Below are 21,788 nucleotides of genomic sequence, written 5' to 3'. Positions count from 1 at the left end.
AAATCAATACTTAAGATTCGGAGAAATCAAAGCATGCTGGCACATATACGACCCGACCAACTTTTCTGCAAAGACACGGATCGAGAGCAAAGTCTACAAACATTGGGAATGATGTTGGAGCTGAGCGAGAAGTGTTACGTCTTTGGAAAATATTTTTTGATCGATGCTTTTGATTCCGAAGATCATCCGTTTCTGTTGAGAAAGGGTTTCGATCTGATGGGAATCGGAATGGATGCCGAAAACGTCCGCAATATATTGAAAGGTTATATCATTTCCGGAAATTACGAAGGAAAAGAACTCTTGGATAGGGTTATCATTCTTGAGGGAATGGAAGCCATTCAAAACGAACTTCATATCTCCATCTTTTTGGAAAGAGTCGCTTCTTATTTCGGAGAATCGTATCAGAAAAGCTTCTGGAACTTCGTGACTCAAAAAAGAAAAGAGATCGATACGATTCTTCTCAACGATTTTTACGCTGAATTCTGCAATTCAAAACCGCAGATCGACTCGGACATCCTTTTGAGCAGAGCGTTTCATTCTTTGTCATACAACGAGTTGAAGGACTTGTTGAGACAGGTGAGCCTTCCCGATCTCGCGGAAGCGTTGAAAAGCGTCCGCGAAAAACTCGTCATCCAAGTATTAGATTTTCTTGATAGAGAATCCTCGCGCTGGTTGATGAAGGAACTGATGAGATCGGACGATTCTTACGATAGTTCCGAAAAGGTAAAGGAAGCTCAGTTGAAAATTCTCGGCGTGTTCGCTTCTAAAAAAGGAATGAATCGGGATTACTGAAGTTTCCAAACGGACTCCTTAGTTAGAGTTGGAAGGTCGAGCGAAAGCTCGGCCTTTTTTATTGCGACATCGACTTCGTATTAAACCAAATTCTCCAGTTCCTTACAGAGAATCTTGGCCACTTGATAATTGCGGAACCATTTCTTATCCGAAGGAATCAGATTCCATTCCTTTTCCTGATCCTTGTACTTGAAGATCATTTCGTATGCGGCTTGATAATCGTCCCAACGATCTTGGGTCGTTTGATCGGAAGGATCGTATTTCCAATTCTTATCCGGATCGGAAAGTCGTTCCTTGATTCTTTCCTGTTGTTCTTCCTTCGAGATATGTAAGAAAAACTTAATGATCCTCGTTTCGTTTTCTCGTTCGAGATGTTTTTCGAAATCTCGGATCGATTCCATTCTTTCTTCGAGTCTTTTATCCGAAAGGGTTCCGAGAATTTTAGGCATCAACACGTCTTCGTAATGCGAACGATTGTGAATGTAGATCATTCCTTTGGGCGGAACGTATTTGTGGATTCTCCATAAAAAATCGAACTGAACCTCTTCCGAGTTCGGTTTTGTCCAAGATTTAACGCAACAACCCTGCGGATTGATTCCCCCGAAAACGTGTTTGATCGTTCCGTCCTTTCCCGCCGTGTCCACGCCTTGCAAAAGAATCAAAACGGAATTCTTTTTTTGCGCGTATAATTTTTCCTGCAACGAGGAAAGATCCCGAACGTATTCCTCCGTTTTTTGGAGAATCTCCTCTTTGTCTTTATCCTTCGGCGGAAGAGTGTCTATGTCTTTGAGACGCATGGAATAAAACTCCTAAGAAAATAATAAGGATTACTTTTTAAATAAGTCGATCATGGAAAGAATCGATTTGCGAACGGATCGAAACAAAGGAAGGGAGGATAGTTTCAAAAGTTGGAATATAAGATCCAAACCCTTTTCGATCAACAGTTCGGTTTTCTTTTTGCCCGGGGATTCGTCGAAAAGCCAGACGTAAATGATTCCGAGTTGATAAAGCCAAAACAAATAAGGGAGTTCCTCTTTTAGATCGGCTTGTATGGAATCTTTGGAGGTGGAAATCGCGTATTGAAAAAGCGCGATCGCATCCTCGCGGATTTGTCGCGTTTCTTTGCTGAAAGGGGAAAGAGGATGATTTGGATCGCCGCCGCTTCTCGCAAGAACGTGCAGGAATTTTTCGTAACCTCGAAACTGTCCGAGTTTGAATCGAATGATGTTTTTGATTCTTTCCTTGAGGTCGGATTCGGATTTGCAGAATTCCACGTTTTGAACGTCCGCGACTTCCTGAGTCGCTTTATAAAATTCTAATACAATATCCTCTTTCGTTTTAAAATGATAATACGAAGCGCCGAGTGCGAGACCCGCCTTCTGGGCGATGGCTCTCATCGTCGTTTCGTCATAGCCGTCTTTTTGAAAAAGGGAGATCGCCGTTTCAAAAAGAAGAGACCGGGTCGGTTGCGACTTTCCGGTCTCTTTTTGTGATTTTGCCTTTTTGCGAATCATGCGGGGACTTCAACTTCTCCGAACGTATGCGAGATTTTTTTTCTGAACTTTGCGAACAGAAACAGATTGAAAAAATGCATCGCGCCCAAGATCAGAAGAACCACTCCGACCTTTGTGGTCAGCACTTCGATACATTCCGCCAAATCTAAAGGTTTCTGGCTGGAGGTCAAGGAAAGGCTTATATAACCGATGTTGATCAGATAGAATCCAACGATCAAAAGATGATTGATCGAGTCCGCGAGTTTCTCTTCGCCGTTGAACATCTTAACGAGAAAAATTCTTCCGTTGTTGAACAAGGTTCTCGCAACCCAGATGGTCATCAAAATGCTGATGATCAAATAACCGAAGTAAAGTCCGATCGTATACGGGCCCGAGACCGGTTTGGATTGTTTCATACCTTTCGCACCGAGATAAGCGACGACGCTGTGGTTTCCGTAATAAGTGGCGATGTCGAGCGCATTCTCCCCGTTTCGAGTCAGATAGTTCAGGTAAGAATCTCGATTGAGAACCAAGTCGATGATCTTACTGTCCGGATATTTTGCCGCAAAGTGAATCGGATATTCTCCGGAATTATCGGGAACGTCGATTCGGTTGTTACGATCCAAGACGAACTTGAGCATATTCGGGTTTCCGCTTTCGATCGCGTAAAACACGGCGGAGCGGCCCCTGCTGTCCGTATTGTCAAAGGACTCGGGAGCAACGGAATAAATTTTTTCCGCGTTTTCCAAGTTTCCTTTGCGGACTTCCTCGAACAGATCCGATTGCGCGTCCGCGTAGCCGGAAGCGGTGATTCCAAAGAACACCGCCCAAAAAAAGATAGGTTTCATAATTTTTCTCCAAATTTGAACATGTTCAAAAAATACAACGAAGCGGATTCTTTTGCAAGAATAAAATTTGAACATGTTCAAAAATAATTCCAATTTTGTGACCCGTTCGTTCTCGAGTTTTGGGAAGAATCCGGTTTCGTTTTGTAAAAAAGGCTTGAGTCCGATCTGAATATATCCATAATGGATATATGGTTCTCAAAGAAGAATCGATCGAAACAAAAGGAATCACACCCGCGATGTTTCATATTCTTCTTTCCTTGGCGGAAGGATCGCAACACGGATACGGAATCGGAAAATCCGTGGAAGAATCCTCGGAAGGAAGTTTCAAACTCGGACCGGGAACCTTGTATCGCACCTTGGAATCGATTCGAGGTTTCGGGTGGATCCGATATTCCAAGAAAAGAGCGAACGAAAACGACGATCCGAGAAGATTGTATTACGAGATCACGTCCGAAGGAAAAGAAATTCTCGTCTCCGAACTGAAAAAACTCGAGGCCACGTTGAAACGGGCGAAGAAGTTGGATTTGCTGGGAAACTAAAATGCTCTTCCGTTGTTTTCAAATTCTGATCAAAACCGCTTATCCATCCTCTTTTCCGAAAAGAATGAAGGACGCGCTTCAAATCCATCTGGAAGATTCTTATCTGGACGGTAATTTTAGAATATTCCATTTATTTGATATTCTCGCTTCCGGATTTAAGGAAAGAATCGCGAGCGAACTCAGATTGTTTCGTCTTTCCTGGAGAAACGAACCGCGCTCCGTTCTCGGTTTGGTTCTTTTGATCCCGTGGAATCTGTTTTTAATATTAATCTTGGCGAGTTTGTTTCTCGGAGGACCGGGCTGGTTGAAATTCTTTCGAAATTTTCCGTATGAAAGAAACGGTTCCGCGGAATTCTTTCTTCCCGCACTTTTGGTTTCGGCGGGAATCGTATTGATGCGGGATTTGATTTTTTTAAAAACGGAACGTTCCGTTTTTAAAAGATATTCCTATCTGTTTTATATAAATATGAGTCTGATCGTTCCCTTCTTTTTGATTCTAATTCTTTGAGGTGTTTATGAAAATTTTCGCGCTGAGCGTTGTGGTTTTAACGTTGGTGGTCCTCGCATTTTTGTTTTATATGGGAGCCTTCGATCGCGTTCAAGTTCAGGAAGAAGTCAAAGGACCTTATTCCGTTCTTTCCCACGAAAGGATAGGGGATTACAGAAACGTGGGAATCACTTTCGAAACCCTTCAAAAAGAACTTCCTGAAAAAGGAATTCGGGATTTTAAACTTTTCGCGATTTATCTGGACAACCCGAACAACGTTCCCAAAGAAAAACTCCGCTGCGAAGTGGGCGTGGTTCTTTCCGAACCTATATCAAAAATTCCTGATGGACTTTCGATCGAGTTGAAAGCGAGAACCATTCCAGCGAAAAAATATCTTTTCGCGGAATTTCCGCTGAAGAATTTCGTTTCTATCTTTCTCGGAATCTATAAGGTTTATCCGAAACTTTTCCGAGCTTGCGAAGAGAAAGGCTGCGATTTAAACGGAAGGGCTTCGATGGAAATCTATGAACCGCTTACCGCGCACAAAACGACGTATCTTCTTCCCTTGGATTGAACGTCGAATCGGATCATCGACTCTGATTTCATCGGTTATTTTTTTAAGAATTCCAAAAGTTTAGGAGTCATTCTTTCCGTAGATTCGTAGTGAGGAACGTGCCCTTCGTTGTCCAGAGGCAAAAACTCGATGCCCGGAAGAGTTTTCAACGCGATCTCGTTCAGATAAAAAGGAACGACTCGATCCTGTTTTCCCCAGATCAAAAGTTTCGGGATCGGATTCTTACCGAGTTGTTCGTATTCTTCCTGAAACGATTCGAGACGCATGTTTCGTAAGCTGGAAAGAATGGAACGTTTGAAACCGATATAACGCATCTGTTCGCCGTATTCTTTTTCCAGATTGGGAAAACGTTCCGGTTTGAAAAAATTCTTTTGCGCGCCCTTGAGAAGAATCCTATCACCGAAGGATTTGGTTAAATATTCTCCGATCAGAGGAAGACGGGTCAATCTTCCGATCCAAGGAATGTCCATCGGAAAACCGGCGGGAGCGATCAACACGAGTTTTTGAACGCGTTCCGGATGTTTGAGTGTGAAATTCGTTACGATCACTCCGCCCATGGAAGTTCCGATTAAGTATATTTTTTTTTGAATATTCAAAGAATTTAATAAATTGCTCAGTTGTCGATCGAACAGGTCCGGATTGTAAGTCGTGTCCGGGCGATCGGAAAGTCCCCGGCCGAACAAGTCGAAACGAAGAACCCTATAACCTTCCTCTTGAAGCCGTTTCGAGAGTGGTTCGTAAATAAAAATAGGATTGGAAAAACCCTGAACCAATACGACCGGTTGTCCGTTTTCCGGGCCTTCCCATTCGTAATGAACAAATCCGTCCGGGGTTTCCAAAAACGAGCCGGGGCTTTTGGCACGAATCTCCGCGTTCAGTTGTTCCGATTCTCCGTCTCCCAAAAAGGGAAGGGCGACGAGTATAACGACCAAAAGGGAAAGAATGGAAATCACGATTCGTTTCATGGTCCAAGAATAGTTTTATCCCAAATTAAATGCAAGAAGTTTCCGCCGTTTTCAAGGTTCCACGATCCCGGGTTTTTGTAGAAAATTCTCGTTTTTTCAAAAATGATACCTAAATAATTGTTGCCTAGGCAACAAAATGAGTCTAAACTCCGAATCAGATAAAGGAGATTTTTATGAAATTAAAAGCGGGAGATACTGCTAAAGAATTTACCGTAACCGATCATTTGGGAAAAACGATCCGTCTCGCCGATCTCAAAGGAAAACGAACCCTGTTGGCTTTTTTTAGAAACGCCGAATGCGCCTTGTGCAATCTAAGAGTGCTTCAACTTTTAAACGCATACCCTGCGTTGCAAAAACAAGGTCTTCAGATTCTTGCGGTTTTCGAATCCACAAAGGAAAACATCGAAAAAAGCGTGGGCAATCGCGAACTTCCGTTTTCCCTGATTCCCGATCCGAACAACGATCTCTATCGTTTGTATGACGTGGGGTTTTCCTGGTTCGGAGTTTTTAAAACGATCCTGACTTCCAAAAAAGAAATTCAAGAAGCGGAGAATCTCGGATTCGAGATGAAAAAAGTTCCGGGTATGAAAATGGATCGTATGCCTGCGGAGTTTCTGATCGGCCCCGATCTAAAAGTGGAAATTGCGAAATTTTCCACGAAGGTTACCGATCATATTTCTTTGGAGGATTTAAAGGCTCATCTGAATTGAAGTTTAGATTCTTCCGTCCAAAACGTTTGTTTCGATCGTTTCGGAAATTCTTTTCAGAGTTTGCAGATCGTTGGAGCTGAGTCCTTTGTAGATCAGCTTTCGTTCCTTCAACATCATGGGAATCGTTCTATCCAACAGGGCCTTTCCCTTTTTTGTCATTACGATCTTGAACTTTCTTCTGTCCTCGGAATCGTCCACCCTTTGAACCAGATCTTTTTTTTCCAAACCGTCCAAAAGGCGTGTAACGTTCGGCCTGTCCTTAAAGGTTTTGTCTACAAGATCCGTTTGGGACGCGCTTCCGTTCGCATTGAGTTGGTTGAGCAGAATCCATTGTTCCACTGTGATGTCCTCGTTGTTGTCGGACATGAGTTTCGTAAAATGAAGGCGTAAAAGACGATCGGTTCTGTGAAAATAATACGCGAAGGCAGTATCGATGAGTTGGGAGGTTTTCGTTTCTTTCGATGAGTTCATGGATTGTCGTTCTCCGTGGATCCATGGTTGCTTTTACAATCATTGCTTCAATAACAATAAAGTACCGATCCATTTCGTCCGATTCGGATTTGTTTCGCGTTTATCGGCTCGGTGTTACGTCGTTTCGATCCGTTTCTGAACGAATTCCATCTTAGAACCGGATTGCATAAGAGCGACGTAGGTTTCCTTCGGGATATTCCGGAATTCTTTTGCGCTTCCGTCTCGGAATCGGATCGATAAATCCCCGTTATCCGCGTCGTAACCCACGGATTCGATTTCGGGAGAGGATATGTAATGGGTTTCCATCATATCAAAGAAATTCGCCGATCCAGCTTAGAATTTTTTGAAGTTTGATCTTTTCGAGATGAGTTCCGGAGACTTGCGTCGGTTTCGTTTTTTCGATTCGAATCGCGGTCGGTCTTGCGTCGGTTCTGAATTCGAAAATCATCCGTTTGAAATTTTCAGAACCGTAATTCTCCCTTTCGAGATCTGGAATCGAATGATTCAATATTTCTAATATTTCTTTTTCTGAATATAGTTCCTGGCAGAAGTCGCGGATTCCCGCGGACAAATCCTGAAAGAGATTCTCCCTTTTTACGTCGCGGATTCCGACTACCGGCGGAAAGATCGCCCTTTGCGGCAGATTCTTCAGTTGATCCACGGCGTCCTTGACGCTGATTCTTTCCCAATCCACGAAGAGCAATCCGGGTTCGTATTCGCGGAACTTTTCCTTGAGCGCTGACAATTCTCTGCAAGGATAGGTTTCCCATCCGATCACTTTCAAGTGCGCGCGGATTCTTTGAAACAAAAGCGGATCGGGTCCGATCACGAGCGCGTTCAATCCTTTTCTTTGCGGCAGATTCTCCAGAGGAACGTCCACGACGTTCGAGGTTTGTAAGTCTAAAAAATAATTCAGACCTTGTTCGAATAAATTTTTGAGAAGGGAAGGTTCGATTCTTCCCAAGAGCAAGGGTTGTTTGGACCAATCCAACGCGGTTTGTAACGAATCGGTCTCGATCGTTTTACGAATTACGATTTGTCCGGGACTTACATCGGGAAATCTTCCCGCTCCGGCCCATTCTTGAACGGAAATTTCTTTCCAATCCAAGAGAGATAACAACAGCTTTTCTTCCTTTTTTGTAAGTCCGTTTAGAAAGAGACAATCGAACAGTAGGCTTGCCATGGGTATTTTGCTTGACCGAAGGCTTTTCCGGCGGATTCTAGAATTGTGCGACGCGTAAAAGACGCAACCAATTAAAATGAAACTTCTGAAACGATACGCGAACCGAAGACTCTACGACCCGGAGACGAGTAAAACGATTACTCTCGAAGACGTCGCCGAGATGATCATCAACGGAGAAGAAATCCGCGTGATCGATAATATGTCCGGTTCCGATATCACTCCGAAAATTCTCGGACAAACGTTTTTGAAAGTTTCTCTCGGTCAAAGAAACGAAGAATTCTCCAACTTCATGCTTTCCGCTTTGATCCGCGAAACCGGTAAGGACATCAGTTCCTTGTTCGGACGTTTGGTTTTGGGCGGAATCGGCGCGAGTTATCTGACAAGGGATCGTTTGGAAAAAATTCTCCAGTCGATGATTTCGCTCGGCGAACTCAAACTCGAAATGGCGACCGAATACCGGGACGATCTTTTGACCCACATGGCGAGCCGGGCCTCCGAAAACAAACTTCGCATCCAAGAAGACCTCAAAAAAATCGGAAAAGAGCTGGAAGAATCCACCGAAACCGATCTACCATTGGAAGACCTATCCGAAAAAATCCGCAAAATTGCTGAAAGTGTAAAAGAAAAGGAAGCCTGAAACTTTAAGCCGAAGATTCCGAAAACCGATATTACAAGAGAGGGAATTCCATGTTTAAGAATATTTCGATCTCTATCATTTTGTTTTCTATCTGTGTTTTGCCTTTATTTGCCGGTGGCGATAAGGCGGTAGAATACGCGGATAGAGCGTATTTCGAACAGATCCGCAAACTCGAATCCGGTTCTTACGAAGAGAAAGTGGACGCGGCCGATTATCTCAAATTCGTCAGCAACAAACTCGCGGTTCGCCCTCTTTTAAACGCGCTTCGTGGAAATCCGAAAACTCCCAAGTCGCTTGAAAATCATCCTTATCTAAAGTTCACGGTCGCTCAGGCTCTTTCCATGATGGATCAGGAGATCGCGATCAAACCTACGATCGAAGAATACAAAAAGATCGAACCGACCATTCAGGAAAAGGACGAACCTTACTTTACGTCTAAGGACGATTATACGATGGTCATCGCAGCGGGTGAAATTTTAAGAACGATCGGAAGTTATCCGTATGCGAAGGAATCCGAAGACGTTCTCGTCAACGCGCTCAGTCATCCGAATTTTTACATCCGCGCTTCCGCCGCGGACGGTTTAAAGTATATGAACCGAAAGGAAACCGTGAACTTTCTCGTTTCCACTTTGGAAAAGGAAAAGAACGATTTTACGAAAGCGGCGATCCTAAACTCGATCGTTCATATCATGAGAGTTGCGGATAAAAGTTTTTATAATCTTTGCGACATGCTCAAAAGCGAGAATCCTTCGGTGCGTTATCGAGTTTCCATGGCCCTCGGCGAAGTGGATTTGAAAGCCGCTGAATTTTATCTGCGTCAGGCGCTTTTGGTCGAGGATAAACAAAACGTCCGCGATCAGATCCGCAAGGATTTGGCGACCGTTCTCGGGTTTAAACTTCCCACGATTTCGGTTTTGTCCGTCGAATAAGAAACATTATCGAATTCTAATATTCTCTCCTAAATCAAAAAGATAAACCAAACCGGTACTGAAAGCTCCCGCGCCACGGGAGCTTTTTTGTTTTTGCGTATTTGATTTGTCGAGAATCCTCGGAGTTGTTTCGAGATCCGTTGAAGTTTCGCTCGGATCGTTGATCGATCGACTGGATCGTTTTTGGATCAACGAGAGGTTTCTACTTCTTCGGAAAAGAAAAGAAAAAATCCCGCGAGTAAAGACGCGACTCCGGAAACTCCGAGCGCAACGGAAGAATTCCAATTCGTCCAAAGATAACCCGTGATCGAACTCGCGAGAATCATACAAACGCTTTGAAACGCGTTGAAGGTTCCGAGCGCGGTCGCCGTTTCCGTTTTGGGAACGAGATTCGTGATCCAGGCCTTGGAAACTCCTTCGGTCGAAGCGGCGTAAATTCCGTAGATTCCGAACGATCCCCAAAGAATCCAAGAAGCCGTTCCGTAACCCATACTCCAATAAGCGACCGCGTACGCGATTAAACCGAAAAGAAATAATTTTTTGAGACCGATCTTATCTCCGATTACTCCGAGCGGATAAGCGGCGAGCGCGTATATAAGATTGTAAAAGATATAAGCTCCGATCGAAAGAGAATCGCTCATTCCCGCTTCCTTCAATCGTAAAAGAAGGAATATATCCGAGCCGTTGAACAAAGTAAAGAATAGAATTCCCTTACAGAGATTCTTATAAGATGCGGGAGCCAGTTTCCAATATTTGAAAAACAGAAAAATGGAATATTCTTCCCCGCTTGCGCCGACCTTGCGAGGTTTCGGAGTTTCACGAATCAAAAACGTAAACGCGATCGCCAAGAATCCGGGGATAAACGCCAGTAAAAACAATTCCTTATAAGAACCGGGATAGAAGTAGAGAAATACGAGTGCGGATACGGGACCCAAAACCGCGCCGAACGTGTCCATGGATCTGTGAAATCCGAAAACCTTGCCCTTGTTTTCCGAATCGGTTTCATCGGAAAGCATCGCGTCTCTTGCGGCGGTTCGGATTCCCTTTCCCAAACGATCGGTCGTTCTTACAAAGAAAACCCAAATCGGAGAAAGAAAAAACGTCATCATGGGTTTGGAAATCGAACTCAAAAGATAACCCCAGCGCACAAAGGGCAATCGTTTGCCGCTGAGATCGGACATTCTTCCGAAAGAACCCTTGCTGAATCCGGCGGTCGCTTCCGCCACACCTTCCAAAATTCCGATCAGTAAAATGGAGAATCCGATTTCCTTTAAATAGATGGGAAGAACCGGATACAACATCTCGGATGCGATATCCGTTAAAAGACTGACAAAGGATAACACGAGAATCGTTCTCGTGATGATTTTCTTTTGGAGAAACGACATGCGGCAAGATTGAGTTTTGCCCGTTTGAAGTAAAGTGGATCTCGGGAAGGGAAGTGGTGGGAGATACTGGGATCGAACCAGTGACCTCTACCATGTCAAGGTAGCGCTCTAACCAGCTGAGCTAATCCCCCGTTCCTGGTCGCTTTCCAGAATTTGCCTCCCGCGTAATACGTAAAGAAGATTCCTGATTCAAGGAATTCGTTTTCGAACTCGATCGGAAAGGAATCCGAGGATTTCATCCCTGAATTTCCGAAAGAAGAAGGAGAAAATCCTAGCCGATTTCAAAATCCATCAGCCGTTTCGAGATTCGGAAAGAACGAAAGTTCGAGATCGGTTATCCTACTCGCCGAATCCGAAATAAAAAAATGATTTTCTCGAATAGTAAAGAGGCCGGGCAACTATGAAAAAACCGTTTACCAAAACGATCGACGGACAATCTCCTTCGGTCCGCAAAATGGACTTTGAAGGTTTGGAAAATCTTCCCAGACACTATTTCAACGATAACGCAATCATGACACACGCGCTGAACAGCTTTCACGTGATCTTTCCCGAAGGTGAAAGATATTTTATCCGAAGCGTAAAACCGTTTCAGGATAAGATCAAGGACGAGGCTCTGAAGAATCGAGTGAAATCGTTCATCGGTCAGGAGGTTCAACACGGAAAGGAGCACGAACGGGTTTGGGATTCCGTTCGTAAGTTCAAACTTCCTTTGGATAGAATTGCGAGATTTTATCACTTCACCGCTTTTAAGGTGATCTTTCCTTTTTTCCGTTTTCTTTTTGGTCCTAAGATCGATCTTGCGATCACCGCCGCTCTGGAGCACTACACGGCCACGTTAGGCGAAATATCTCTGAAATACGATCTGGCCCGGGACGCGCACGGGGATATGAGAAAACTTCTCGTTTGGCACGCTTGCGAAGAGATCGAACACAAGTCCGTAGTTTACGACGTGCTTCAAGCGTCCGCTCCGAGTTATTTCCTGAGAATTTTCGGTTTTGCGATCGCAACCGTTCTTCTTTGGTCGTATGCGATTCTGTTTCAGTATTGGTTTTTGATCGCGGATCCAGAAGTTTCCTGGAAGAAATTCAAAAGCGACCGCGACTACGCGCGCAAGCACATGCGGACCGCGGTGCCTCCGCTATTTTACGGTTGTTTAAAATACTTTAAGCCGGGTTTTCATCCCGATCAAATGGGCGGATACGATTTGGCGGAATCGAGTCTGGCGGCCTTGTAACCTTGTAATCATTTTCCATTTTTTTCACTTACGAATCCATCCGAAACACTTGCTCTCGGACTTCGGAGTTCTTCGGAATTCCGAAGTCTATTTTTTTCAGAACCTCAAAAAAGAATCAAGACTCGAACGTCAGGAAACTGAAGTGATTGGCGAGATGCATCGCATGCGCCTGATCGTATTCTTCCTTGGATAAACTTCCGTATGCGAAGTGAGGTTTTAATTCTCCTCCGTACGCTTGAAACTTTAGAATGGTTTCCTTCAAAATCGAAAGACTTTCCTTCCAGTTCGTGTCCGTTTTGATCGGCGTCGCTCCGGGAATCGGAGCTTCCAAATCGTGCGACATTTTTCCGGAAGAGGAGAATTTTAGGAATACGAGTTTTCCGATCGTGTTTTGAAAGAGCGCGCTTTTGTTTTCGGGATAACCTTGGATCGAATATTCGATCGACTGAGCGCAGTGAAGAAACACTTTCCCCGCGTCCCAATCCGCATAACCTCGAATTACATTCAATTTATTGAATGTTTCCAGTTCGGTCAACGCTTGTGCAAGGGAAGAATAACGAAGGTCTTTGTTGACGATCCCTTTCGGTCCGGAATTGCAGGCCGTTGCGGAGGATAAAACCGTTCCGCTTACGCCCGCGATCATTGCGGTTTTTGCGGAAACGCGAAGGAATTCTTTTCTGGATAAACGGTTCGGATTTTTAGAACTTGAGAATTGCGTTTGGATCGTTTTCAATTTTGATTCTCCATAGTGGAAGAGGATGTTAACTCCGCTTTTAAAGCGAGTCAATCGTTTTCGGCGGAGTTTTGTTTCGAAATGCGACTTCGGTTTAACGTTTGGAAATGCACCGTCCCGAATTCTCGAGCGCGCCCAAGATCGAGACGGAAACGTTTTACGGATTCTTAGTAGGAGATTCCTACTTTTTTATAGAAATAGCTCAGACACCAAGCGGGTCCGATCAATAAGAATTGAAGATCCTTGAAGAAGGACGGTTTTTTTCCTTCCACCTTATGGCCGATAAACTGGAAGATCCAAGCCACAACGAAAACTCCCACGGAGACGCTGATCAAAGTGGAAATTCCGGAAAGGGAAATATAATAAACTCCGGTCAACATGATCGCGACCATTGTCATCATTCCGAGGAACATAGGAATGGAAAGTCTGAGATAAAAAATTCCCGTGATTAAAACGAAGATCGTCGCCCAGTTTAAAAACAATCTCGCCTGTCCCAAGGATTCGGGTAGAAAACTTTGAATGGTTCCGGACGGGATGGACCAAAGCATTCCGAGCAGTGTAAACATAATGGTCGGTACGGCGATCCAGTGAATTCTTTTATTGACTATGTTCTGGTGACTTTCCGCGTACTCGGTAAGCCATTGTTCGATCGTTTTCATATCAACTCCCTTCATCAAAGATTAAAGCCGTTCTTTGGATTTTCGGCTTCTTTAGAGCTGCACATCATCCTCGATTTTGCAGAAGATTACTTGAACGGAACTGCTATTTTTCAAAAAAAGGGAAGGTTTCAGACCGAACATCTCCCGAAAAGTCCGGCTCATATGGGCCTGATCCGCAAAGCCCGCTTCGTGCGACGCGACCGTCAAAGAGTTTCCGTGGGAAAGGGAAAGCACACAGGTTTTGATTCGGAGCCATTGAACGTATTTTCTCATCGGAATTCCGACCTCTTCCTTGAACAGATGCATCAATCTGCTTTCGGATAAACCCGTGGACGAGGTCAATTCTTCCAAGGGAAGATTGTCCGGAATGGACTGCGCGATTTTTTTGACGACTTGTTCGATTCTCGAATCTCGGACCTTGCGACCGTTTTCGTTTCGGTCGAGTTCGTTCAGAATTTTTTTCCAGAGTTGGACGGCTTCTTCTCCGTTTGAGGGAGGAGTTAAGAATTTTAGAATTCTTGCATATACTTCCGGTTTTAATTCCAGATATTCGGGACTAAAATCGAACACGGCTCCCCGGATCCGCACGCTGTCCGGATCGAAGTGAATGATGAATATATCCTCGTTTGGGGCTTCGAGTTGTTGTTCCACGTTCGGACGTACGAAGATCGCCTTGGATTCTATCCAATCCGATTCTCCCGTTCTAAAACGAAACGGTTCTCCCTTGCTCAAAAGTAGGGAAGCGCTGTAGTGTTCGTGCAATTCGTTGCTGATCGGAACTCCGGTCACGAGTACGTTCGAGCCGATCAAAAACAGCTTTCCTGCCATCGCAGGAAAGCTTAGGAAGCATTCAACCCATTGCAACTCATTTTGGGAACGATCGTTCCCGTTCGGAGCGCAATTCTAACGTTAAACGTTAGGCCATGGCCTTGTCGATGGCCGCGTCGAGGTCGATCGTGATTCCTATCAATTTGTCGAGTTTGGTCAGTTCGAAAATCTTTTGAAGATGCGTCGGAACGGAGAAGATGATGATCTTTCCCTGAGCTTCCTTAAAAAGTCTGGCTTGTGTGCTGATAAAAGCCGCCAAACCGGAGGAGTCGATATGGGAAGTCGCGGATAAGTCCACGAGAAAGATGTTCACTCCGTTGTCGATCCGTTCCGTCATCGCTTCTTTGAATTTCTTCGCAGAGAATAAGCTGATTTCTCCCGTGGTTTTCAGGATCGCCATGTTCTTTTTAAGAACGCCCTGCACGTGCGAATCGGTGATTTCCTGAACGGAAAGTTCGTCTTTGGAGGCGAGTCCGCCTGATGTCGTTTTTTGCATATAAGTTGATTCTCCCTAAAAGTTATACGTCATTTTAAATTCGATGTTCTTTTCCCTCATCATCGCCTGCGGAACCGGAACTACCGCTTGTGGGACCGGTTTTTCGGTCGCTACGATGGAAAACATTGCCGGAAACGAAATCAACGCAGTGTTGAAAATATAAGTCAATGATAAGGATATTAGAAAAAGGTGATTGAGTTGTTTGTGTCTGGAATATTCGGAATTGTCCTGATCGAACAAAAGAAAGGTTCCGTTGTCCTGCGGTAAAAGAAGCGGCTGTTTTTCCTTTACGTTCATCCCCGCATAGTATTCGTAGGCCGCGCCGAAGGCGAATAAACCGGTGAGGGCCATCATCGTGTAACCGGATTTTACGTACTCGTTTCTTTTGAGATAATAACCCGGAATCAGATAATCCCAGAGAACAAGACCCCGTTCCGGATTTTTGACGACCGGTTCCTCGGGTTTATATACGATTTTTGTAATATTCTTATTTTCTACTATGATTGGGGTTTCGATTTCCCCTTTGGTCAACATGATCGATTCGTCGTTTAGGATCGAAAGTTTGGAAAGAATGTCGTCGTCCGTTTCGGAGGAAACGGTGAATTTGATTTCGGTTTTGGAAAGTTGCTGGAGAATTCTCGCGGACGGTTCCGTGATCTTCGCGTATTTCACCCGTTCGATCGCGACGCGCAGATATTCTCCCTCTTCGGTGACGTAGAACAAGGTTTGTGCGTTGATTCTCGTAATCTTATGCGTGCAGATCCGCTTCGGGTCATCATCCAATTCGAGACAAAGAAGGTTGCCCGCTTCTTCGAATCTCATTTCGGAGATGTCGCTTTTTTTGATCTTCTTTTCGCCGTCTCCGGTTTGGATCGTGATCTCTTCCAAGGTCGGATCGTTGTCCGTTACCTTGCCCGAAATTTCTTCGCCCGATTTTAGAATGATCCTATGCGCCGCGACTTCGATCGAAAAAAGAAGGATCGTTAGTAATAAAAGAATTCTGCTCACTGGGTTACCTCGATTTTGATCGCAGAATTGATTTGGATCTTCTTTTTGGAAACCTTGTCGGTAAGCGTAATCGAATCGTCATCCACGGAAGCCTTAATAAAAGATTGTTTGATTGAGTCCTTTGTCATGATCAACTGCGTCGTTTTCGTCGCGTTCTTATCCATCGAGATCGATTCGATGGAAAAAGTGGGAAGTGTGATCGGGAAGTGCGAAGAAAAAAGTTTCGCCTTGTCGCCTTCGATCACGATGCGGAACGCGTAAACCGGATCGGCGTCCGCGACCGTGATTTTGATCATCGGTTTCGGAGGAGGCGGAGCTTCCGCCTTTTTCAAAAACTGATTCGATTTTTGAATCACGTCTTCGAGAAGCGCTTGGTTTTGTTTTGAGAGTTCCTGATTTAAGGCTTCGTTTTTTAGATCCGAGTTTCCGTTATCGAACAAAGCCTTCGGTTGTTTTAATTTTTCGGAAGAGGTTTTGATCTCTTTCGCTTCGGATGTGTCGCCCAAACGTTCCGCGTTTTTATCCGAAAGACTTGCGATCTCGGAACCGGCGTTGTAATAATAACCCAACATCAAAAGTCTTCGATTGGCTTTGATCGCGATGTCCTTGTTCTTATCCGAAAATGCAAGAGCCGCGTATTCTTTGATGGCCTCGGGTTGATGTCCCGTTTTTTCGAGAGAATAACCTTTGATATAATTCATTTCGGGATTGTTGATCTTCGCCTTTTCGATTTCTTCGAGAGCCTTTGCGTAATTTCCTTTCGCGAAAAAAGCCCTCGCTCTTTTTTCGGGATCGTCGAGATTGTTTTCGATTTCTTTAACGCTCTGCTTCGCTTTGAGAATCAACGAAATCAAAATCTCCGCGTCGCTCGAAAGGAGCGTGCTCGGATGATTGGCGATCACTTCGTAAAGAGGACGAAGCGCGGAATCGAATTCTCCCTGAACCGCGAGACAAAAACCCTGATGCAATTGGATAAAGCCTCCTTCTTCGGATTGTTTTCCGAATTGATCGAAGGATTCCTCGTAAGTGCGATACGCTTCCTTGTAGAATTGATTTCGTTCGAGAGCGAACGCGTGTTCCAAAAGACGGATCTTGGAGGAATTCAAATGAAGATTGATTCCTGTTTTAAGCGAAAGAGAACGGACTGAATTGATGAGAACCGCGCCGGTTTCGTGGACAAAAGTCGGTTCCAGAGAAAGTTCTGAAGTCGTGTTGCCTATCAGGGAACTCTGAAGATGATTCAGTTTCATCTCGGCTTTGATGTTTTCCTTGTTCGAAATGATTCCTTCGAATTTGGAACGAAGGATCTCGCTCGAAAACGAGAAGTTTAGAATTTTACGTCTTTCTAATATGATTCTCAATTCGAAAAGTTTGGTTTCGAGTACGATAAATCCCAGAGGAAGAATCAATAGAAATCCGACTACGGCTATGAAAACGCTCTTCTTCATAAGAATTATTGAATTTCGATGATTCCAAAGGTAACGTCGTCCGGGAAATGATCGGCAAAAATATCCATTTCTTTTTTGATCTCGGTCGTGATCTGCTTGGCTTCCTGATGAACGTTGGCTTGAAACACTTCTAAAAGACGATCGTCGCCGAACTGTTCTCCTGTGGGCGCGGTTGCGTCCAAAATTCCGTCCGTATAAATTAGAATCTTATCTCCCGGCTCGGTTTTGATTTTAAGGACTTCGTATTCTTCCGGAATTCCGATTCCGAGGATATGACCCGTGGAATTGAGAGTTACGATCTTCCCTTTATTCTTGCGGTAATAATAGATCGGGTTGTGACCCGCGCTACAGAAGTAAGCGTAGCCTTCCTTGTCGAACAACATAAAAATTCCAGTCGCAAAGAACGAGCCTTGCAGAGTGTCGAAAAGTTTTTCGCTGAGTCGAGTGAAGATAAACGAAGGGTTCACCGTTTCCTTCATGATGTTTTCGATATTGAAGTGGATGATGGAAGTGATCAAGGCGGCGGAAACCCCGTGACCGGTCGCGTCCGCGAGAAAGAATCCGGTGCGATCGTCGTTGATTTCCAGAATATCGTAGATGTCTCCGCTGACCTCGCGCATCGGTTTATAGTAGATGTCCGCGGTGATCAGATTGAATTTTCTTCTGCGTCCCGGAAGAAGACATTCCTGAACGTTCTTGCCGATCTCGAGTTCCGTTTGAATCTGTTGATTTTTAAATTCGAGGCTTTCCACCTGTTCGGCGATTCTTTCCACCATTCCGTTGAAGGTGCTTCCGAGAAGATCCAATTCGTCCTTGGAGGAAAAGTTCCACTGAGCGCGCGCGCTCAGATCTCCCGTGGACATCGTTTCGCTGACTTCTTTAAGAATGAATAAACGAACGAAAATTTTTCTATAAAGAAAGATTCCGAAAAGAATATGAAAGACCACTCCCCAGAGAAGAAGAAGTCCGAGCTGAATGTATAAGGAATTGAGACGGTCGAGGATTTCCTTGACCTTAACCTGAGAAACTAAAAAAGTTTTTTCCGTAAGATAGAAGATCAGGTTTACGATGAAGTTTTTGGAATCCAGTTCGATATCGTAAGAACTGTTGATCGCTTCCTTCGCGTTGATGATCGTTGCGAGTTTCCCCTTGAGGTAATCGATCGAAATCTTATTTCCGTGTTCGAGATTGATCTTAAACTTTTCAACCGAACGATCCTCCACGGAAATCACGGAAAAGTTTTCGATTCCGATGCTGAGTAGTTTGCTTTCGATCTCGGAAAGTTTCTCGGGATCCTCGTAGTTTAAGGATTCCATACCTTCGATTTTCTTAAGAATCTTTCGGGCGATTTGATCCGATTCCAAAGTGAAGTTATCGATAAGCAAATCGGTTTGATTTTCAAAAATCATCACCGCGACAAAGGTAAGGTTAATCACTGTCAGTAAAGAATAGATCGAGATAATCTGAAGTCGCAGTGATCGTTTCATGGTTGTAGATGAGTATACTCAACTTATTTCGTATTATCATCGTTTATTATAAAACGACAATCGCTGAATATATAGGGGGAATACGAGTCTGCAAAAATGTGAATTCATGATCTTGAATTATAAAAGAATTACACTACCACGCAAACGAGTGTTCACACGGGTTCTTGTTAAGAACTTATTTCATTTTTGTGGCAATCGACGTCTTTGATTTCGTTTTAATACAGAAAATTCTTTCCTAAATGATTCCTTGATAAAAAGACTCGGGCCCGGTACGTTTCAAAATCGCAAATGCCCGAATCGTTTTTTATTTTTCGAAAATCGTAACGGAATTGGAAACGGCTTTTAAACTCATAAGATAATCGTAAATCGCTCCAAGATCCTGGTCGTTCATTCCCGAATACTCCAGCCAAGGCATAACGCTGTTGAATTCTCCGGGAGCAATATTAGGTTTTGCTTTAGCTCTTTGTTCGTTGGCTTTGAATCTTGCGATGAAGGTTTCTTTGGTCCAATTTCCGATTCCGGTTTTACGATCCGGAGTGAGGTTCGCGCTTCGTACGATTCCTCCGGTCGGAATGGGAAAGGAAGTTCCACCCGCAAATTCCATACCTTCGACTATCTTTCCCTCCACTCTTTGGGAATGACAGTCGTCGCAACCTGCAAAGGTCACAACGTATTTTCCATACGCGACGGAATCTTTCGGATCGGGTCTTTTTTGAAATTCGGGAGCTTTGGGAATCGTTCTTACGATGAGGTTCATCGGAAACTTGATGCTGGATTTTTCGACTTTGTTTTCAATGGGGGTTAACGTTCTCAAATACGCGATGATCGAATGAATATCTTCCTGATCCATCTGAGAATAATTCAAGTAAGGCATAATCGGAAAGAGGGGACTTCCGTCTTTGGAAACTCCCGAAGTGATCGCGTAAAAAATTTCCGTGTCCGTCCAGTTACCCAAACCGGTGGAAGCGGGTGTTACGTTTTTTGAATAGAAGGTTCCCGGAAGACCGAAGTTGTCTTCTGCGAGTCTTAGATTTCCCGTGCCCACATTGTTGATCACCGGAAAATAAAGTTTTGTTACGTCCCGATCGCCCGTATGACATCCCATACACGCGGCCATATGTTTTACGAGATATTCTCCGCGTTTCACTTGTTCCGGAGTATGCGCGATTTTGATTTCTTGTTTTTCGCCCACGTCCGGGAACTTTAAAAAGAGAAAACTCAAAGCTCCGATCACGATGAGCAAAAGCGTAAGAAGCGTTCTCTTTAAAATCATTCCGAAAATTTTCATTCGTTTCTCCTGTTGCATTCTAAACAAATAGGGAGAATATATTTGATATTATAAAAAGCTCACGGATTCCCACATTATAACAGCTTGCCTATTTGATAATTTTTGAATATGGAATCCTCGATCGAAGTTAGGATAAACAGAAAGTGAACGCGGGTTTAGTTATATTCTTATTTTATTCTTCGCGGACATTTTATTTAAAAAAAAATGAATGTTTTTCAATTTTTATTCAAAAAAATTCGAGATTCGTTGTTTCGAGTTATATGATAAAAAGAGTTTCCTATATTTTATCGGCGTTTTGGCTGATGACTTGCGCTTCCGCGCAGACCCAAGAACCGGAAAACCAGAATAAAATTGAAAAGATACAAACCGCGAAGACCGTAGTGGTCGAATCCTTTTCTCCCGTGACGATCCGTGAAATCTGCGAGAAAACGCCCGATCCTTCCGCGGCGGATTCGGACGAAGAATCTTGCATTCACAAAAGACAACGAGAACTTTGGAAAAAGGTTTATTTTCCCGCTTCCAAGGAAAAGAATCTGACCAAGGCTTTGGAGCTCGTTCTGGTTCTCAAAAAAATATTTCCGAAAAAGAAGATGTTGATCGGGAAGGAAGGCGAGATCCACGTTAGACACATTCAACAAAAGGTCGAATACTGCGATTCTTCCCAGACGAATTGTGTGCCGGTCATTCATAATCTGATTTCATTTTCCGATTCCGATCTTCACGAGGCGAACAAAACGTATACTTTGATTCCGCAGTTGAGTTATCTGGAAAAAGAGGACAAAGTTCTCCCTTTGGCGAAATGGAACGAACGTCTCGATTCCATCTCCAAGGAGAATATAGAATTCATGCTCAACGCTTGTTTCGTTTTGGAATAGATTCTTAGATTGGAATATTCAAAAAGAATGAAATAAGCGCGTCCGCAGATTCGGATTCACTGCGGACGCAAAGAGAGGGGAGAAGGATTAATACGGTCCGCTAACGCAACGAACGTATCCGTTCGTGTCCGTTTTCGGTTTTTCCACGACGCCTCCGATTCTAAAATCCACGATGTAAGCCATGGATCTGTAAGCGGTGTTTTCGGGAATTCTATAGTTCTGCATCGTATTTTCGGCGCTGGCGACGTATTGTTTCGGATCGGCGGTTCCACTTCCCGATACGACGGGACTGTTCCCGGCCGCGAAAGAATTTGTGGAAGTCCAATAACGATCGGTCGCCGTATTCGGAAATAAAACCGAGTTGATGATCGGCATCGCGCCTTGGCTGTAATCCACGATGGAGATCAGTTCTTTTACGCTCGGCAATCTCCATTGTCTTCCGTCTCCCAAGGTCGCGCCCAAACCTTTGCAATAAGCGACCGCAGTCGCCCAGTTGCTCGTTTCGGCGGGACCGGATACGGTGCCGCAGTTCGTATAATTCATACCGACGGTTCCTCTGCCTCTTCCGCATTTTCTCCAAAGAAGTCGATTGCCCGTATCATTGATCGTTCCGTCGTTCGGATCGGTGTATGGTCCTCCGATCGCGGCCAAGCCGCCGACGATTCCGGTTAAGATCGTAAGAAGAATTAAAGTTCTAATCCGTTTCATAAAAGTTCTCC

General features: G+C 44.2%; 26 protein-coding genes and 1 tRNA gene. 9 read left to right on the top strand and 18 right to left on the bottom strand.

Translation table 11 applies throughout. The annotated features are described in order from the left end of the window. The first annotated feature begins 33 nt into the window (after positions 1-33). Positions 34-792 carry an LIC10244 family PerRA/PerRB upregulated protein gene (locus LEP1GSC052_RS14275; protein WP_040913047.1) on the top strand — a complete coding sequence of 253 codons (759 nt, stop codon included), beginning with the start codon at positions 34-36 and terminating at the stop codon, positions 790-792. 80 nt (positions 793-872) lie between these two features. On the opposite strand, the gene LEP1GSC052_RS14270 is transcribed toward LEP1GSC052_RS14275, so the two are convergent. Genes LEP1GSC052_RS14270 through LEP1GSC052_RS14260 form a run of 3 tightly spaced genes read right to left on the bottom strand, consistent with a single transcriptional unit; the run spans position 873 to position 3,133 of the window. Continuing rightward, complete coding sequence (locus LEP1GSC052_RS14270) at positions 873-1,589, bottom strand: PPK2 family polyphosphate kinase (protein ID WP_010573575.1); 717 nt, start codon at positions 1,587-1,589, stop codon at positions 873-875. A gap of 30 nt (positions 1,590-1,619) precedes the next feature. Continuing rightward, the gene (locus tag LEP1GSC052_RS14265; RefSeq protein ID WP_010573576.1) at positions 1,620-2,306 is read right to left on the bottom strand and encodes a TetR/AcrR family transcriptional regulator; all 687 of its coding nucleotides are present in this window, start codon (positions 2,304-2,306) and stop codon (positions 1,620-1,622) included. After that, positions 2,303-3,133 (bottom strand): ankyrin repeat domain-containing protein, encoded by an 831-nt coding sequence (locus tag LEP1GSC052_RS14260; RefSeq protein ID WP_020985693.1) that lies wholly within the window; start codon positions 3,131-3,133, stop codon positions 2,303-2,305. Before LEP1GSC052_RS14260 ends, LEP1GSC052_RS14265 begins: the two co-directional genes overlap by 4 nt. A 188-nt stretch (positions 3,134-3,321) precedes the next feature. On the opposite strand from LEP1GSC052_RS14260, the gene LEP1GSC052_RS14255 reads away from it, so the two are divergent. The 3 genes from LEP1GSC052_RS14255 to LEP1GSC052_RS14245 are packed head-to-tail and all read left to right on the top strand — an operon-like array spanning position 3,322 to position 4,733. Then, the gene (locus LEP1GSC052_RS14255) at positions 3,322-3,672 is read left to right on the top strand and encodes a PadR family transcriptional regulator (protein WP_010573578.1); all 351 of its coding nucleotides are present in this window, start codon (positions 3,322-3,324) and stop codon (positions 3,670-3,672) included. A gap of 1 nt (position 3,673) precedes the next feature. After that, a complete protein-coding gene (locus LEP1GSC052_RS14250) occupies positions 3,674-4,180 on the top strand; it encodes a hypothetical protein (RefSeq protein WP_020985555.1) in 507 nt (168 codons plus the stop codon). A 7-nt stretch (positions 4,181-4,187) separates the two neighbouring features. Next, positions 4,188-4,733, top strand: a complete 546-nt coding sequence (locus tag LEP1GSC052_RS14245) for a GyrI-like domain-containing protein (protein ID WP_010573580.1) — start codon at positions 4,188-4,190, stop codon at positions 4,731-4,733. A 35-nt stretch (positions 4,734-4,768) separates the two neighbouring features. Here LEP1GSC052_RS14245 and LEP1GSC052_RS14240 read toward each other — a convergent pair whose 3' ends face one another. After that, complete coding sequence (locus LEP1GSC052_RS14240) at positions 4,769-5,698, bottom strand: alpha/beta fold hydrolase (RefSeq protein ID WP_020986551.1); 930 nt, start codon at positions 5,696-5,698, stop codon at positions 4,769-4,771. Between the two features lie 173 nt (positions 5,699-5,871). On the opposite strand from LEP1GSC052_RS14240, the gene LEP1GSC052_RS14235 reads away from it, so the two are divergent. After that, positions 5,872-6,408, top strand: a complete 537-nt coding sequence (locus tag LEP1GSC052_RS14235) for a redoxin domain-containing protein (protein WP_010573581.1) — start codon at positions 5,872-5,874, stop codon at positions 6,406-6,408. 3 nt (positions 6,409-6,411) lie between these two features. On the opposite strand, the gene LEP1GSC052_RS14230 is transcribed toward LEP1GSC052_RS14235, so the two are convergent. The 3 genes from LEP1GSC052_RS14230 to LEP1GSC052_RS14220 all read right to left on the bottom strand — a co-directional run bounded on the left by LEP1GSC052_RS14230 (position 6,412) and on the right by LEP1GSC052_RS14220 (position 8,062). After that, positions 6,412-6,879: a MarR family winged helix-turn-helix transcriptional regulator gene (locus LEP1GSC052_RS14230; protein ID WP_020986583.1), complete on the bottom strand. Its 468-nt coding sequence runs from the start codon at positions 6,877-6,879 to the stop codon at positions 6,412-6,414. A gap of 114 nt (positions 6,880-6,993) precedes the next feature. Continuing rightward, positions 6,994-7,188 (bottom strand): KTSC domain-containing protein, encoded by a 195-nt coding sequence (locus LEP1GSC052_RS14225; protein WP_020985585.1) that lies wholly within the window; start codon positions 7,186-7,188, stop codon positions 6,994-6,996. A gap of 1 nt (position 7,189) precedes the next feature. After that, on the bottom strand, positions 7,190-8,062 hold the full coding sequence (locus LEP1GSC052_RS14220; RefSeq protein WP_010573584.1) for a hypothetical protein: 873 nt from the start codon (positions 8,060-8,062) through the stop codon (positions 7,190-7,192). 76 nt (positions 8,063-8,138) lie between these two features. On the opposite strand from LEP1GSC052_RS14220, the gene LEP1GSC052_RS14215 reads away from it, so the two are divergent. Together LEP1GSC052_RS14215 and LEP1GSC052_RS14210 are read left to right on the top strand one after the other, a co-directional pair. After that, the gene (locus tag LEP1GSC052_RS14215; protein ID WP_010573585.1) at positions 8,139-8,699 is read left to right on the top strand and encodes a polyhydroxyalkanoate synthesis regulator DNA-binding domain-containing protein; all 561 of its coding nucleotides are present in this window, start codon (positions 8,139-8,141) and stop codon (positions 8,697-8,699) included. Between the two features lie 50 nt (positions 8,700-8,749). Continuing rightward, the gene (locus LEP1GSC052_RS14210; protein WP_010573586.1) at positions 8,750-9,628 is read left to right on the top strand and encodes a HEAT repeat domain-containing protein; all 879 of its coding nucleotides are present in this window, start codon (positions 8,750-8,752) and stop codon (positions 9,626-9,628) included. Positions 9,629-9,816: 188 nt separating this feature from the next. Here the strand turns inward: LEP1GSC052_RS14210 and LEP1GSC052_RS14200 are convergent, their stop codons facing one another. Together LEP1GSC052_RS14200 and LEP1GSC052_RS14195 are read right to left on the bottom strand one after the other, a co-directional pair. Beyond that, positions 9,817-11,013 carry an MFS transporter gene (locus tag LEP1GSC052_RS14200; RefSeq protein WP_010573588.1) on the bottom strand — a complete coding sequence of 399 codons (1,197 nt, stop codon included), beginning with the start codon at positions 11,011-11,013 and terminating at the stop codon, positions 9,817-9,819. A gap of 54 nt (positions 11,014-11,067) precedes the next feature. Then, positions 11,068-11,144 (bottom strand) — tRNA-Val (locus LEP1GSC052_RS14195). A gap of 269 nt (positions 11,145-11,413) precedes the next feature. Here LEP1GSC052_RS14195 and LEP1GSC052_RS14190 point away from each other — a divergent pair. Next, a complete protein-coding gene (locus LEP1GSC052_RS14190; protein WP_010573589.1) occupies positions 11,414-12,247 on the top strand; it encodes a metal-dependent hydrolase in 834 nt (277 codons plus the stop codon). 115 nt (positions 12,248-12,362) lie between these two features. Here LEP1GSC052_RS14190 and LEP1GSC052_RS14185 read toward each other — a convergent pair whose 3' ends face one another. From LEP1GSC052_RS14185 to LEP1GSC052_RS14150, 8 genes are all read right to left on the bottom strand, one after another. Further along, positions 12,363-12,890 carry a DUF1569 domain-containing protein gene (locus LEP1GSC052_RS14185; RefSeq protein ID WP_051185412.1) on the bottom strand — a complete coding sequence of 176 codons (528 nt, stop codon included), beginning with the start codon at positions 12,888-12,890 and terminating at the stop codon, positions 12,363-12,365. Positions 12,891-13,147: 257 nt separating this feature from the next. Further along, positions 13,148-13,639: an Mpo1 family 2-hydroxy fatty acid dioxygenase gene (locus tag LEP1GSC052_RS14180; protein ID WP_020985857.1), complete on the bottom strand. Its 492-nt coding sequence runs from the start codon at positions 13,637-13,639 to the stop codon at positions 13,148-13,150. 51 nt (positions 13,640-13,690) lie between these two features. Then, positions 13,691-14,467 carry a helix-turn-helix transcriptional regulator gene (locus LEP1GSC052_RS14175; RefSeq protein WP_244265284.1) on the bottom strand — a complete coding sequence of 259 codons (777 nt, stop codon included), beginning with the start codon at positions 14,465-14,467 and terminating at the stop codon, positions 13,691-13,693. Between the two features lie 88 nt (positions 14,468-14,555). Beyond that, on the bottom strand, positions 14,556-14,963 hold the full coding sequence (locus LEP1GSC052_RS14170) for an STAS domain-containing protein (protein ID WP_010573593.1): 408 nt from the start codon (positions 14,961-14,963) through the stop codon (positions 14,556-14,558). Positions 14,964-14,978: 15 nt separating this feature from the next. Next, positions 14,979-15,971 carry an LB_137 family protein gene (locus LEP1GSC052_RS14165; protein ID WP_010573594.1) on the bottom strand — a complete coding sequence of 331 codons (993 nt, stop codon included), beginning with the start codon at positions 15,969-15,971 and terminating at the stop codon, positions 14,979-14,981. Next, positions 15,968-17,419: a tetratricopeptide repeat protein gene (locus LEP1GSC052_RS14160; protein WP_010573595.1), complete on the bottom strand. Its 1,452-nt coding sequence runs from the start codon at positions 17,417-17,419 to the stop codon at positions 15,968-15,970. Before LEP1GSC052_RS14160 ends, LEP1GSC052_RS14165 begins: the two co-directional genes overlap by 4 nt. A gap of 5 nt (positions 17,420-17,424) precedes the next feature. Then, a complete protein-coding gene (locus LEP1GSC052_RS14155; protein WP_040913046.1) occupies positions 17,425-18,906 on the bottom strand; it encodes a SpoIIE family protein phosphatase in 1,482 nt (493 codons plus the stop codon). Positions 18,907-19,210: 304 nt separating this feature from the next. Further along, the gene (locus LEP1GSC052_RS14150; protein ID WP_010573596.1) at positions 19,211-20,194 is read right to left on the bottom strand and encodes a c-type cytochrome; all 984 of its coding nucleotides are present in this window, start codon (positions 20,192-20,194) and stop codon (positions 19,211-19,213) included. A 260-nt stretch (positions 20,195-20,454) separates the two neighbouring features. Between LEP1GSC052_RS14150 and LEP1GSC052_RS14145 the strand changes: the two genes are divergently transcribed. Next, positions 20,455-21,069, top strand: coding sequence for a hypothetical protein (locus tag LEP1GSC052_RS14145; RefSeq protein WP_156892125.1), 615 nt, complete (start codon positions 20,455-20,457; stop codon positions 21,067-21,069). Between the two features lie 87 nt (positions 21,070-21,156). Here LEP1GSC052_RS14145 and LEP1GSC052_RS20740 read toward each other — a convergent pair whose 3' ends face one another. Then, positions 21,157-21,777, bottom strand: a complete 621-nt coding sequence (locus tag LEP1GSC052_RS20740) for an Lcl C-terminal domain-containing protein (RefSeq protein ID WP_010573599.1) — start codon at positions 21,775-21,777, stop codon at positions 21,157-21,159. Positions 21,778-21,788 lie beyond the last annotated feature (11 nt).

Origin of the sequence: Leptospira kmetyi serovar Malaysia str. Bejo-Iso9, from assembly GCF_000243735.2 — a bacterium.
Taxonomy (GTDB): domain Bacteria; phylum Spirochaetota; class Leptospiria; order Leptospirales; family Leptospiraceae; genus Leptospira; species Leptospira kmetyi.
Note: the sequence above shows the minus strand (reverse complement) of the source record. Positions and strands in the feature narration are given on the sequence as shown.

Coding starts and splice junctions, on each gene's coding strand:
- LEP1GSC052_RS14230 (WP_020986583.1), bottom strand. CDS start 6,879: ATGAACTCATCGAAAGAAACGAAAACCTCCCAACTCATCGATACTGCC.
- LEP1GSC052_RS14255 (WP_010573578.1), top strand. CDS start 3,322: ATGGTTCTCAAAGAAGAATCGATCGAAACAAAAGGAATCACACCCGCG.
- LEP1GSC052_RS14155 (WP_040913046.1), bottom strand. CDS start 18,906: ATGAAACGATCACTGCGACTTCAGATTATCTCGATCTATTCTTTACTG.
- LEP1GSC052_RS14210 (WP_010573586.1), top strand. CDS start 8,750: ATGTTTAAGAATATTTCGATCTCTATCATTTTGTTTTCTATCTGTGTT.
- LEP1GSC052_RS14245 (WP_010573580.1), top strand. CDS start 4,188: ATGAAAATTTTCGCGCTGAGCGTTGTGGTTTTAACGTTGGTGGTCCTC.
- LEP1GSC052_RS14190 (WP_010573589.1), top strand. CDS start 11,414: ATGAAAAAACCGTTTACCAAAACGATCGACGGACAATCTCCTTCGGTC.
- LEP1GSC052_RS14265 (WP_010573576.1), bottom strand. CDS start 2,306: ATGATTCGCAAAAAGGCAAAATCACAAAAAGAGACCGGAAAGTCGCAA.
- LEP1GSC052_RS14175 (WP_244265284.1), bottom strand. CDS start 14,467: ATGGCAGGAAAGCTGTTTTTGATCGGCTCGAACGTACTCGTGACCGGA.
- LEP1GSC052_RS14270 (WP_010573575.1), bottom strand. CDS start 1,589: ATGCGTCTCAAAGACATAGACACTCTTCCGCCGAAGGATAAAGACAAA.
- LEP1GSC052_RS14235 (WP_010573581.1), top strand. CDS start 5,872: ATGAAATTAAAAGCGGGAGATACTGCTAAAGAATTTACCGTAACCGAT.
- LEP1GSC052_RS14225 (WP_020985585.1), bottom strand. CDS start 7,188: ATGATGGAAACCCATTACATATCCTCTCCCGAAATCGAATCCGTGGGT.
- LEP1GSC052_RS14145 (WP_156892125.1), top strand. CDS start 20,455: ATGATAAAAAGAGTTTCCTATATTTTATCGGCGTTTTGGCTGATGACT.
- LEP1GSC052_RS14170 (WP_010573593.1), bottom strand. CDS start 14,963: ATGCAAAAAACGACATCAGGCGGACTCGCCTCCAAAGACGAACTTTCC.
- LEP1GSC052_RS14215 (WP_010573585.1), top strand. CDS start 8,139: ATGAAACTTCTGAAACGATACGCGAACCGAAGACTCTACGACCCGGAG.
- LEP1GSC052_RS14220 (WP_010573584.1), bottom strand. CDS start 8,062: ATGGCAAGCCTACTGTTCGATTGTCTCTTTCTAAACGGACTTACAAAA.
- LEP1GSC052_RS14150 (WP_010573596.1), bottom strand. CDS start 20,194: ATGAAAATTTTCGGAATGATTTTAAAGAGAACGCTTCTTACGCTTTTG.
- LEP1GSC052_RS14240 (WP_020986551.1), bottom strand. CDS start 5,698: ATGAAACGAATCGTGATTTCCATTCTTTCCCTTTTGGTCGTTATACTC.
- LEP1GSC052_RS14250 (WP_020985555.1), top strand. CDS start 3,674: ATGCTCTTCCGTTGTTTTCAAATTCTGATCAAAACCGCTTATCCATCC.
- LEP1GSC052_RS14275 (WP_040913047.1), top strand. CDS start 34: ATGCTGGCACATATACGACCCGACCAACTTTTCTGCAAAGACACGGAT.
- LEP1GSC052_RS14180 (WP_020985857.1), bottom strand. CDS start 13,639: ATGAAAACGATCGAACAATGGCTTACCGAGTACGCGGAAAGTCACCAG.
- LEP1GSC052_RS14185 (WP_051185412.1), bottom strand. CDS start 12,890: ATGATCGCGGGCGTAAGCGGAACGGTTTTATCCTCCGCAACGGCCTGC.
- LEP1GSC052_RS14160 (WP_010573595.1), bottom strand. CDS start 17,419: ATGAAGAAGAGCGTTTTCATAGCCGTAGTCGGATTTCTATTGATTCTT.
- LEP1GSC052_RS14200 (WP_010573588.1), bottom strand. CDS start 11,013: ATGTCGTTTCTCCAAAAGAAAATCATCACGAGAACGATTCTCGTGTTA.
- LEP1GSC052_RS20740 (WP_010573599.1), bottom strand. CDS start 21,777: ATGAAACGGATTAGAACTTTAATTCTTCTTACGATCTTAACCGGAATC.
- LEP1GSC052_RS14260 (WP_020985693.1), bottom strand. CDS start 3,133: ATGAAACCTATCTTTTTTTGGGCGGTGTTCTTTGGAATCACCGCTTCC.